The 11,181-nt window shown below is 66.4% G+C and carries 8 protein-coding genes; 3 read left to right on the top strand and 5 right to left on the bottom strand.

Going from position 1 to position 11,181, the window contains the following annotated elements; all coding sequences use genetic code 11:
- Positions 1 to 133 precede the first annotated feature (133 nt).
- The 5 genes from ACG2LG_RS10115 to ACG2LG_RS10095 form a co-directional block, all read right to left on the bottom strand.
- Positions 134 to 1,042 carry a pseudouridine synthase gene (locus tag ACG2LG_RS10115; protein WP_396258648.1) on the bottom strand — a complete coding sequence of 303 codons (909 nt, stop codon included), beginning with the start codon at positions 1,040 to 1,042 and terminating at the stop codon, positions 134 to 136.
- Positions 1,043 to 1,130: 88 nt separating this feature from the next.
- Positions 1,131 to 2,069, bottom strand: a complete 939-nt coding sequence (locus ACG2LG_RS10110) for an ornithine cyclodeaminase family protein (RefSeq protein WP_396258647.1) — start codon at positions 2,067 to 2,069, stop codon at positions 1,131 to 1,133.
- A gap of 70 nt (positions 2,070 to 2,139) precedes the next feature.
- Positions 2,140 to 5,025, bottom strand: a complete 2,886-nt coding sequence (locus tag ACG2LG_RS10105) for a glycosyl hydrolase (RefSeq protein ID WP_396258645.1) — start codon at positions 5,023 to 5,025, stop codon at positions 2,140 to 2,142.
- A 10-nt stretch (positions 5,026 to 5,035) separates the two neighbouring features.
- The gene (rhaT, locus tag ACG2LG_RS10100) at positions 5,036 to 6,124 is read right to left on the bottom strand and encodes an L-rhamnose/proton symporter RhaT (RefSeq protein ID WP_396258643.1); all 1,089 of its coding nucleotides are present in this window, start codon (positions 6,122 to 6,124) and stop codon (positions 5,036 to 5,038) included.
- A 193-nt stretch (positions 6,125 to 6,317) separates the two neighbouring features.
- Positions 6,318 to 7,745 (bottom strand): arabinose isomerase, encoded by a 1,428-nt coding sequence (locus ACG2LG_RS10095; RefSeq protein ID WP_396258641.1) that lies wholly within the window; start codon positions 7,743 to 7,745, stop codon positions 6,318 to 6,320.
- A 43-nt stretch (positions 7,746 to 7,788) separates the two neighbouring features.
- Here ACG2LG_RS10095 and ACG2LG_RS10090 point away from each other — a divergent pair, with 43 nt between their 5' ends.
- From ACG2LG_RS10090 to ACG2LG_RS10080, 3 genes are read left to right on the top strand one after another with little or no spacing between them, the layout of a single operon-like run.
- Positions 7,789 to 8,721: a helix-turn-helix domain-containing protein gene (locus ACG2LG_RS10090; protein ID WP_396258639.1), complete on the top strand. Its 933-nt coding sequence runs from the start codon at positions 7,789 to 7,791 to the stop codon at positions 8,719 to 8,721.
- Between the two features lie 55 nt (positions 8,722 to 8,776).
- Complete coding sequence (locus tag ACG2LG_RS10085; RefSeq protein ID WP_396258637.1) at positions 8,777 to 10,696, top strand: fructose-bisphosphatase class III; 1,920 nt, start codon at positions 8,777 to 8,779, stop codon at positions 10,694 to 10,696.
- Positions 10,693 to 11,166, top strand: a complete 474-nt coding sequence (locus tag ACG2LG_RS10080) for a gluconokinase (protein ID WP_396258635.1) — start codon at positions 10,693 to 10,695, stop codon at positions 11,164 to 11,166. The genes ACG2LG_RS10085 and ACG2LG_RS10080 overlap by 4 nt, the downstream gene beginning before the upstream one ends.
- Positions 11,167 to 11,181 lie beyond the last annotated feature (15 nt).

The raw sequence follows: 11,181 nt of genomic DNA, 5'->3' as shown, positions 1-11,181 counted from the left end.
CTTCTTGCAGGAGCCATACCGGGGCGGGGCGACCTCCCGGTCGCGGATTACGGGCCGCCGCCATGAGGCCAGTGTTTCCCCGCGGCCAGAGGCCGCCACGCCCTGATATGGCGCTTCCAAAGCGCCACTCCCCCTACCGCTGCGCCCGTTCCCAACGCCGTTCCTCCCATCCGGCCGTCTGGTCGAACTTGCCGGGGTCATCGATTTCAAGGTGCAGGGACTCGCCGGAGACCGGGTGGGGAAAACCCAGCGCCACCGCGCAGAGAAACAGGCCCCGCCCCCGCAGGATGAATCCTTCCTTGCCGTAGAGCGGATCTCCGAGAATCGGGTGGCCCCGCTCGGCCATGTGGATCCTGAGCTGGTGGGTCCGGCCGGTTTCGGGGAAAAGATCCACACGGGTCAGCCATTGGTTGTGGAGTGAACGGGTGGGGGCGACGGCACGATAGCGGGAGAGGGCGGCCTTGCCCCCGATATCCGACTCGAGGCGACCCGAGCCTTCCAGTCTGCCGATCACGATCGCCCGGTATCGCTTCCGGACCTGTTTCTCTTCAAAGAGCTTTCCAAGATGAGTTTGCGCCCGGTGGGTCTTCGCGGCAATCAGCAGTCCGCTGGTCTGGCGATCCAGGCGGTGCACCGGACGGGGGGCGACCAGGCGGTCATCTTCCCGGGACTCAGTGAGGTTGAAAGGCAGGGCATTGGCGATGGTCCTGAAGCGATTGCCGGAAACCGGGAATCCAGCCGGTTTGTGGATCACCGCCAGGTGGTCATCCTCGAAGGGAACCTCCAGTTTCAGGCGGAACTCCTTTCCGACCGGTTCCCTGCCGAACAAGAGCTCGATTTTCTGGCCCGGCTTCACCCAGGTGCCGGTGGTCGCGGGGGTGCCGTCCACGCGGAACTCGCCGCGCTTGATGGCCTTCTTGAGTCCCTTCCGTGAGGCGATGGATGGCTCGAAAGGCCCCGCAACGTAGTCGCTCAGGCGGACGTCCGCGACTCCACCGGGAACGATGTGTCTTTGCCTGACTGTCCCGAGTTGATCCGCCATGGTCCCGTAGCTCTCCATCCGAACCTTCGGGCGAACCGTGGTTCTGGCAAGTTCCCAGGCAGGTCTCCGGAAGTCCCGGCCACCTTCTTCACTCCGACGCCTTGTAGGCGAGTCCGGCACCGACCAGATCGCTGAGCGCCATCCCGATCGACTTGAACAGGGTGATCTCGTCGTCGCTCTGGCGCAGCGTCGCGCTGCCGTTGCACATGCCGACGAGGTCGGAAACGATGTCCTCCTTGGTGAAGACGCCCTCGCTGATCGGGACCAGGATTTCGCCAGCCTCCTTCATCGCATTGACGTAGGTGTCGCAGTAGACCTTCGCCTTGGTGATCAGCTCCGTGTCGCACTCGCGCTTGGTGGCGTGGTGGTTGCCGATGAAATCGGTGTGGGTGCCGGGCTTGACCCAGTCGCCGAGCACCAGCGGTTCGTGCGAGCCGGTGGCGGAGACGATGATGTCGGCCTCGCCGCAGGCGGACTGGCGGTCGTCGGCGACGACGAAGTCGATTCCGGGATGCTCTGCCTTGGCGGCCTCGCAGACCGCCGCGGCCTTTTCGGCGTTGCGGCCCCAGACCAGCACCTTCTTCAAGTTCCGGACGCTGGCGTTGGCGCGGATGAGGTAGGGGGCGAGATTGCCGGTGCCGAGCAGCAGCATCGTTTCCGAGTTTTCGCGGGACAGCAGCCGGGTCGCGAGGCCGGAGATGCCGGCGGTTCGCCACAGCGTCACCGTGGTGCCATCGACGAGAGCCAGCGGCTCGCCGTGATCGCGCTTGAAGAGGAGAATCTGGGCGTAGATCGACTTGTGGGGCGCCTCGTTCTCCGGGAAATAGGTGAAGGCCTTGACGCCGATGAACTCCTGACCCCAGGACGGAAGGACCGCAAAGGCATCGTGGTTCGAGTCGTCATCATCGAGCAGGAACACCTGCCGCGGCGGCATCTTGAACTCCCCGGCGTAGGCTTCGCCGAGGGCGTCGATGAGGGCGGGATAGCTGAGGGCGGCGTGGACTTGGTCGGCGGTGATAATCTTCATGCTGGTGATGGGTTGACCTCCGATTTCGTGGGCCACCTTCCGGCGCAGTGCCAGCAAAAAGGCGTGCCGGTCACTCGCGCACGACCACCCGCACGGGTCCGATCAGTCCCGAGGGCTCCGGCTTCCACGCGAAGCGGCCCTTCTTCTCGACGCGGATGTTGGTGCGGGTGAAGCGCTTGTCCTGTGGCAGGGCTTCATCGGCCATCACCCGGTTGTGCCAGGAGTTGACCACCATCACCTCGAGCCGGTTCTTGCCGGGCTTGAGCGCGTCGCCCAGCTCGAGCCGGAACGGCGGGCGCCAGGCGAGGCCGAGGTCGGTGCCGTTGAGCGTCACCCGCGCGATCCCGACGCTCCGGACCTCGCCGAGCTCGATGGCCAGCGGCAGGTCGGCCACCTCGGCCGGTGCCTCGAAACTGGTGCGGTAGGTCGCCTTGCCGGAGTAGTTCCGGATGGCCGGGTCGTCGTCCTCGATCCAGTCGGTGAGCCTGGCGAAATCGACCGCTTCCGCGGGCCCGCCCCGGGCCGGGTCGAAGGTGACCTTCCACGGGCCGGAGAAACGGTAGGCCTCGGACCAGACCGGCCGGTTGGGGTCGGCATCGCGTTGCCGGGCGGTGGCGGGGTCCCGGAAAACCAGGAACAGGCTGTCGTAGGCACCGAGGTCGATCGGCAGCGTGGTTTGGTGGTCATCGATGGTGAAGCTCGAGGCCTCGCGGACCGAGCCATCGGTGGCGTCCCACAGTTCGGGGGTGCGGCCGGTGACCCGGAAGCGGGCCTCGATCTTTCGCGGCCGGCCCGCGAGCTCGGCGATGAAATAGACGTCCGCCCCGTCGATGCGGTAGTGGATCCAGTCGGTGTCCGGCGCGGGTGAACCATCGGCCAAGGTGAGTTCCGCGTCGGGCGGGACGCCATCCGCTTGCAGTTGGGCGGCGGCGGTGACTCCCCAGCCCACACGGCCGCCGTCGACTTCCCGCATCCCCTTGGGTCCGGGATCACCGGCACCCCAGAGTCCGTCGGCGAGCCGCTGGAAGTACCGCCTCTCGTTCTCGCCGCCTTCGAGGCTCACCATCCGGCTTGGCTTGGGACCGAGCACCGTCGCCCCGGCCCGCACCAGTGCATCGACCTTTTCCAAGGCCCCGGGCGACAGTACCCGGTGGTCGGGCAGGGAGAGAAGGCGGTAGCTCATTCCGGAGGGCAGGACCAGCCGCCCGTTTTCCACCGCCAGGCTCGACAGCAGCAGCTCCTCGCTCAGCACGTCGTAGTCGTAGCCGGGCAGCGCGCCCGCGGGGTCGTGGCCCTTGCGGCCGAAGACGTTGGGAATGTGGTCGCCGTAGTAGTGGAGCACATCTGCCACGAACCGGCCCTGCTGGCCGAGGTACTGGCAGCGCCGTAGATAGTCGATGAAGGGGGTCGATTCCTCCCACCAGGTCACCTGCGGATTGAAGTGGGTGCCGGCGAAGTATTCCTGCCCCGGCAGGCCCATCTCCTCCGGCGAGCAGGTGAAGGTGTGGTTGAAGACGAGGTTCAGACCCGCGCAGAACTCGGTGTCGAAGCTCGGTTTCATGTCCGACCACGGCGTGTCGTTCCAGTGCGGGCCGATGGTGGTGAATCCCTCGGCCCCGACCAGCGGCTTGCCGTAGGTGTGCGCGGCGGACGAGGCCTGCTTCACGTAGAAGCGGTTGTCCGGCTTCGGGCGGTGCGGCGAGGGCGACCAGAACTCGCTCATCATCAGCTCGCTGCGGCCGTAGTTTTTCAATCCATCGAGCGGTCCCGCGTGCGGGCCCGAGCATTCCGGGTGGGTGCCCATGCCGTATCCGGCGGAAAGCGTGGCGAGGCGCGCGTAGTGGCCGGCGACCAGGTCGCCGATCGTCTTGCGGAAGTCGGCGAGGAAGGCATTGGACGTTTCGCGGTCCTCCACGATGTAGCCGGCGACCACGGCCAGCCACGGCAGCGGATCGTAGCCGCGCTTGCCGGCAAAGGCCGTATCGAAGCCCGGTGTCCAGTTCATGCCGCCGCCCTCCCAGCTGTCGGTGTGCACGTAGCGCATCGTGGTGCCCGCGAGCGGTCCGATCGCCTTGAACAGGGGGTCGATGTTCCGCTTCCAGTAGGCGTCGAGTGCGGCGGGACTGAGGTAGTCGAGCACGCGCCCGCCCCAGCCCTCGCTGTGGGTCGAGACGTGGGCGCCGGTCGGCTCGTGGCCGATCCGCAGGATCACCCAGCGCTCGGCCGTCGGCACCTGCCATTGCAGCCGGCCTCCGGCGTCCATCCTGTCGCCGAGCTGGACGATGCGGTCCTTGGGAATGTGCCACTCTCCGGGCTCGGCCGCCTTGGTTTCAAGCAGGAAACGGCAGTCCGGGGCCGACATGCCGAGCTCCCGCGTCGAGCTCTTGAGCGGCAGGTTTTCGACCGGGTGGATCTTCACCGGTGTGCCTTCCGGAGAACCCAGGGGAAGCGCGAGCACCGTGATGTCGCGGTAGAAGTCGCGGTGCTTCGGCTTTGGCAGTTGGACGTCGATCGGGCCCGGGCCGAGGACCTCCGTGGAGGACCAGACCAGGTGCTGGCTCGATTCCGCGGCGCTGACCCGGGGCCCGCCGAGGTTCCAGCCGCTCTGGATGTTGAGGCTCAGCTCGAGCCCGAGTCGCTTGGCCTCTTGGCAGGCGTGGATGAAAAGGGCGGTCCACTCCGGGCTGCCGAAGACCGGTCCGGCGGGCACCCGGGCGTTGCCACGCTGGCTGCTGCCATCGGCGTCGAAGATCAGCGCCCCGCTGAAGCCCTTGGCCTTCATCGCCTCGAGATCGCGGCTGATGGCTTCCTCGGTCACGTTGCCATTGAGCCACCACCAGAAGGCGCGGATGCCGGCGCTGTGGGGCGGTGTCCGGAAGCCGTCGGCCAGGTCGTCGGCGTGGGCGACGAGTGAGGAAAGGAGAGCCAGCGCGAGGGCGGGAAGTGGCATGTTCATCTTGGTGGAATCAGTGTCCGCCCCGGCCCCCGACGTAGTTGCCGTAGCCGATGACGATGGTCGACAGGATCAGGATCGCGAGGCCGGCGAAGAGCAGCCGCCTGGCCTTCGGGCCCGAGCCCTTCCACTCGCCGAGGCAGAGGCCCCAGATCGAGCTGAAGATGATGATGGAAGCCATGTGCAGCGTCCACGAGCTGAACTTGTAGTCACCCATCTGCGTCTCGCCCATCGAGTAGAAGAAGAACTGGAAATACCAGGTCACGCCGGCCAGCGCGGCGAAGGCGTAGTTGCGGGCGAGCGGGATGCGGCGTTCGCCGGTGTCCTTGTCCGGGGTCCGGCTCTCGGTGGCGAGATACTCGTAGCCCGAGCGGTTGCGGAGGTTGAGGATGCCGCACCAGATGACGTTGCTGGTGAAACCGCCGGCGAGGATCACGATGAGCACCGGAAGGCCGGTCCAGATGGTGTCGGTTCCGTGGGCGGCCGAAATCTCGCCGATCTTCGAGCCCGCCGAAAGCCCGAAGGCGAAGCAGGCGCTCATGATGCCGGAGAAGGTGGCGACCAGGATGCCCTTGCGGAAATTGAACTCCTTCACGGTCTTGCGCTGCTGTTCGGCGTCCATGCCCGCCTCCTTGGCGCGGCCCGCGAAGGCGTTGATCGCGATGCCCGCGACGCACACCGCCAGGCCGGCCAGCACCCAGCGGCCGCCCACCGGCTCGATCAGCTTGGCGACGAACTCGCCCTTGAAGATCGGCGGGATCAGCGTGCCGAAGACGGTGCAGTATCCCAGCGCCACCGCCATTCCGAGCGAGATGCCGAGGTAGCGCATCGACAGCCCGAAGGTCAGCGTGCCCATCCCCCACAGGGCGCCGAAGAGGTAGGTGTAGAACCACGTTTCGCCGGGGGTCTCGCGCAGCACGGCGAGCACGTCCTTCGTGTTGATCAGCGCGAAGGTCCACGGCGCGATGATCCACGAGAAGACGCCGGCGACCAGCCAGGCGGTCTCCCACGACCAGCGCTTCACGCCGCGGAAGGGGACGTAGAACGAGCCGGCGGCAAGGCCGCCGCACCAGTGGAAGAAGACGCCGATGAGAGGATTCATGAGTATTCAGCGAAGGGCGTGGGATTCAGACGAACTCTCGAAATCGAAATGACCTCTTCCCCGCCAATAGGGTTGAACCGCGAAGACGCCAAGAGCGCCAAGTCGAAGAATCTCAACATCATCAGTCGAGCTTTGCGTCCTTTGCGTCTTTGCGGTGAATCCAACATCGTTAGAGAAACTAAGGGGATTGCCATCAGACGACCCGGATCACCTCGATGTCCAACAAGGCGCCGAGCTTGTCGAGCTTGTCGCCGACGTGGCCCACGCCCACGGCGCAGTGGTGGGCGGGTCCCTCGGCGTTCCAGCGGTTGACGAACTCCCGCGCGCCGCAGGCGAAGCGGTAGCGGCTGTTGGTGTTGCCGATCTCGAGGATGGGGCCGGGAACCGACTCGCCCTCCGCGACCAGCAGGGCGAGCGAGCCGTCCCTTTCGATCACTGAAAGCAGGGTGACCGGGCCGTGCTTGACCGCCATCTCCACCGACACGCCCTTGCCGACCTTGCCGTGGTAGACCTTCAGCGGGCGCACCTTCGTCCTGCCCTCCGCGATCGCGATGTGTCCGGGGCCGTCGTGGCCCATCAGGACGACGTCGTCTGTGAAATCCATCGCGTAGTACTCGGTGAACGATCCGCCCGCCCCGAGCAGGTCCATGATTTTCATCGCCTGCACGTTCTTCACCTCGTACTCGCCGGCGACCGGGATGCCGCGGCCGGTGAGCTGCGAGGTGCCGAGGATGATCGAGGCCAGGGTGGTCTCGTTCTCCTCCACGCCACTGCCCTTGTAGTAGTAGGCCATCGAGCCCAGCTGGTGGTCCGCGACCATCGCATCGAGCGCGACCGCGGTGCGCGCCGCCTCGGCGAGTTCCTCCGCCGGGCAGTCGTCCTGGACATCGAAGACCTCGTGAAATTCGGAAACGCGCGCGGCGACCTGCGCGTCACCGACCTTGCGCCGGCGGTCGGCCAGTTCGTCGACCTCGAGGATTTCGATGTGCGTGCCGAAGACCGCGCACTGCAGCGTCGTGTCGGAGTAGATGTCGAGCATGCCCGAGTAGTAGTGACCCATCAGCCCGAGCCGGTTCTCCGCCATCACCGCGGCGACCCGGGCGGCCTCCACCCAGGCGTCGATCTCGTTCCAGCATTCGGGATCGTCCTCCAGCACGCCGGTGACCTGGTGAAAGCGGATGCCGGCGCGGCGGAAGACGTTCGCAATCTCCGGCACCGGGCAGGCCGAGCAATGCGCCAGCCACTCGCCGGTCATCTTCGTCCGGTCGCCGAGCGCGTTGAACCCGGCGTAGTCGATCGCGGGTTCCGGCGCGAGGTTGAGGACGATCACCGGCACCTTGGCGCGGCGGACGACCGGCAGCACCGTCGAGGACAGGGCGTAGGTCGTGACGTGGAGGAAGATGAGGTCGACATCGGCGCGGCGCAGCTCGCGACCGGCGGCGCAGGCCCGCTGCGGGCTGTCGACGAGGCCGACGTTGACGATCTCGACGCCCGGGCGCCCGAGCTTGGAGGCCACCGTTGCAAGGTAGCCCTCGAGCCGTTCCTTCAGCCCCTCGAACTGGGGCCAGTAGGTGTCGAGTCCGATCCCGAACAAACCGATGCGCAAAGGCGTCCCGCTCATCCACCCAAACTATGGGATCGCCATCCGGGGAGGAATAGGCAGGATGATCCAAGGCATACAGAAAATGACCTTCACGATGGAGGACTACTTCCGCTATTTTCCGACCTCGCCCGAGCTCTTGAAATGGGGCCTGGCGCTGTCGGCCTCGGGCTTCACCCGGGTGCCCCCCCACAGCGCCTACCCGCCGGCCCGGCATCCCGACGATTACAGGCTGGACTGGAATCATGGCCGGGTGATCGAGGCCCTGCAGGTGGTGCTGATCACCGGCGGCGGGGGATGGCTCGAAACCCGCGCGATGAAGCAGCAACGGGTCGAGGCCGGGATGGTGTTTCTGCTGCTGCCGCACGCGTGGCACCGTTACCGGCCGGACCCGGAAAGCGGCTGGGTCGAGAGCTGGATCGAAGTCCGCGGGCCGGTGGTCGACGGGCTTCTCGGGCGGGATGTCTTCCCCGAAGCCGCGGCCCTTCAACGGGGCGGGATCGATCAGGGCATCGAGGAAACGCTCAACCGCATCCATCTCCTTGCCGGCGCCGACGAGCCGGGCGACCAGCCGGAACTCGCCGCGCTCGCGCTGCAGGTGCTGGCGCAGTGCGCGCGGGCCGTCGCCGGACCCTCACGCATGTCGAGGATCCGGCGCGCCGTCCACCGGGCGGAACGCTACCTCAACGAGCACTACCGCGAGCCGGTCGGCATGGAATCGCTGGCCGCCGAGCTCGGGGTCGCCTACTCGCACTTCCGCCGGGCCTTCCGCGCCCACACCGGCTTCCCGCCATGGCGCTACGTGATCCACCTGCGGCTGATCCGCGCCCGCGCGCTGATGGCTGCAAGCAACGCGACCCTCGACGACATCGCTGCGCAGACCGGATTCAGCTCCGGCTTCCATCTTTCGTCGTCCTTCAAGCAGGCCTACGGCATCGCCCCCGACCCGTGGCGGAAGACGCTGATGACCGAGGCGGGCGGGTCACCGGGGTCGTGATCCCGCTCCCTCGTTCCGGGCTTGGGTTGGTCGCCGATTTGTTCTGGGATGTGGCATGGCCGAATGGTTTCACCGCGTCCTGTCCGACCGCTACCCGACGATTGAATCCGCGGTCTCGGAGATCGCGGCGCTGAAGGCGCAACTGGAGTTGCCGAAGGGGGTGATCCACGTGATCTCCGACATCCATGGCGAGGCGAAGAAGCTGCGCCACGTGATCAACAACGCCTCCGGCCGCTTGCGCCCGCTGGTCGCCGAGCTGTTCCACGAGCGTTTGTCCGAGGGCGAATTCCGGGAGCTTCTCAACGTGCTCTATTATCCGGCGGAAATGCTGCAGCTGAAGGAGGACGAACTCGTGGTCGACGAGGAGCGCGAGGCGTGGGTGAGGACGACGCTCGAGCGCCAGTTCGAGGTCATTCGACGGATGATCCGCGATCGCCGCCGCAAGACGGTGAAGGAACTCGCGCCGAAGGAGCATCGCGAGCTTTTCGAGGTGCTGCTGAACGACCCGGCGGGCGGTCATGCCCCGGTCTTTCTGGACGTGCAGATCCGGGAAATGGTGCGGCGCCGGCTCGACTTCGCGGCGATCCGCAGCGCGTCGAGGTTCATTCGCAGCCTGACCGTCGACGAAACCATCGTCGCCGGCGACCTCGGCGACCGGGGTCCGCGGCTCGACCGCGTGATCGACTACCTGCTGCGGCAGCCGAACGTGTCGCTGATCTGGGGCAACCACGACGTGAGCTGGATGGGGGCCTGTCTTGGCAGCGAAGCCCTCATCGCGCTCGTGCTGCGGATTTCGCTGCGCTATCGGCGGCTCTATCAGCTTGAGGAAGGCTACGGGATCCTGACCAAGGCCCTCGAGCAGCTCGCCGAAACCGCCTACAGCGACGACCCCGCCGAGCATTTCATGTCAAAGCGCGAGGGCGAGCGGGATCCGCTCCTCATCGCCCGCATGCACAAGGCGGCGGCGGTGCTCGAGTTCAAGCTGGTCGGGCAGATGCTCGAACGTCACCCGGAGTGGGAAATGGGCGACCGCAACCTGCTGCCGCGCATCGATTTCGAAAAGGGCACGGTGGACCTGCGCGACGGCACCCATCCGTTGCGCGACACGCACCTGCCGACCGTGGATCCCGCGAATCCCAACCAGTTGTCGCCCGATGAGCAGCACTGCATCGACCGGCTCAAGGAATCCTTCACCGCCTCGCCGCGGCTGTGGGAGCACATGAAGTGGCTGGCCGATCGCGGGCAGATGTCGCTGGTGCGTGATCGGGCGGTGATCTTCCACGCCTGCCTGGCGGTTGATGAGGAGGGCGGCTACCTGCCGCTGATGATCGATGGGAAGGAGTGTCGCGGACCCGAGCAGTTCCCGGCGCTCAACCGGGTCATCAAGCGCGCCTTCCGGGCCGGTGCCCGGGTGTCACAGGACGATCTCGACTGGTTCTTCTACCTTTGGGCGGGCCCGAAGTCGCCGCTCTTCGGCAAGGACCGGATGGCGACCTTCGAGACCTACTTTGTCGAGGACAAGGCGACCCACAGGGAGACCAAGAACCCGTGGTTTCGCTGGATCCATGACTTCGAGTTCTGCGACCGGATCTGCCGCGAGATGGGCGTCGCCGAGGGCGGGATCATCGTCAACGGCCACGTGCCGGTGAAGGTGGAGAAAGGTGAAAATCCGCTGAAGGGCGGCGGCAATGCCGTGACCATCGATGGGGCCTTCTCCGAGGCCTACGGCGACCGGGGTTTCACCTTCATCCTGGCGCCGGAGGGCGAGGTGCTGGCCGAGCACCACGCTTTTCCCGATCCGGTGGCGGCGGTGCGCGAGGGTGACGACCTGATTCCTACGATGTCCCTCGTACGAGCCTATGACGAGCCGCGCATGGTGGGTGACACGGAGGAGGGAGAAAGCATCCGCGCCAGGATTCGAGCGCTCGACGATCTCGTCGAGGCCTACGAGTCGGGCGAGATTCAGGAGCGGTGAAGGGGCGCTGGGTCATCGCCGGGGTTTCGGGATGCGGGAAGACGACGGTGGGCCGGGCGCTGGCGGAGCGGCTCGGGGTGCCGTTTCTGGATGCCGACGACTTTCATCCACCGGGCAACATTGCAAAGATGAGCTCCGGGAAGCCGCTGGAGGATGCGGATCGAATGCCGTGGCTCGATGCTTTGGGCGCTGAATTGACGAGGCGTGAATCGGTGGTCCTTGCCTGCTCGGCGCTGAAGCGGGCCTACCGGGATCGGCTCCGCGGGTTTGCGCAGCCGCTTCGGTTCGTGGTGCTGGAGGTTCCGTGCGAGGAGCTGCAGGAGCGTCTCCGGACCCGCACCCATTTCATGCCGCCCGAACTTCTCGACTCGCAGCTCGCGGATCTGGAAATCGGCGACGACGTGCTCGTGGTGAATGGTCTGGGACCGGTGACGGAGGTCGTCAGGCGGGTGGAGCGTGGCGGAGGGTGAGGACCGCGGTTCGGC

Origin of the sequence: Haloferula sp. A504 (assembly GCF_044385805.1) — a bacterium.
Classification (GTDB): Bacteria; Verrucomicrobiota; Verrucomicrobiia; order Verrucomicrobiales; family Akkermansiaceae; genus Haloferula.
The sequence above is the reverse complement of the archived record's forward strand: the minus strand, read 5'-3'. Positions and strand labels throughout refer to the sequence as shown.

What these genes read in the sequence shown, in the direction of transcription:
- ACG2LG_RS10095 (WP_396258641.1), bottom strand. Translation starts at nt 7,745, where the DNA reads ATGAGCGGGACGCCTTTGCGCATCGGTTTGTTCGGGATCGGACTCGAC.
- ACG2LG_RS10110 (WP_396258647.1), bottom strand. Translation starts at nt 2,069, where the DNA reads ATGAAGATTATCACCGCCGACCAAGTCCACGCCGCCCTCAGCTATCCC.
- ACG2LG_RS10090 (WP_396258639.1), top strand. Translation starts at nt 7,789, where the DNA reads ATGATCCAAGGCATACAGAAAATGACCTTCACGATGGAGGACTACTTC.
- ACG2LG_RS10085 (WP_396258637.1), top strand. Translation starts at nt 8,777, where the DNA reads ATGGCCGAATGGTTTCACCGCGTCCTGTCCGACCGCTACCCGACGATT.
- rhaT (WP_396258643.1), bottom strand. Translation starts at nt 6,124, where the DNA reads ATGAATCCTCTCATCGGCGTCTTCTTCCACTGGTGCGGCGGCCTTGCC.
- ACG2LG_RS10115 (WP_396258648.1), bottom strand. Translation starts at nt 1,042, where the DNA reads ATGGCGGATCAACTCGGGACAGTCAGGCAAAGACACATCGTTCCCGGT.
- ACG2LG_RS10105 (WP_396258645.1), bottom strand. Translation starts at nt 5,025, where the DNA reads ATGAACATGCCACTTCCCGCCCTCGCGCTGGCTCTCCTTTCCTCACTC.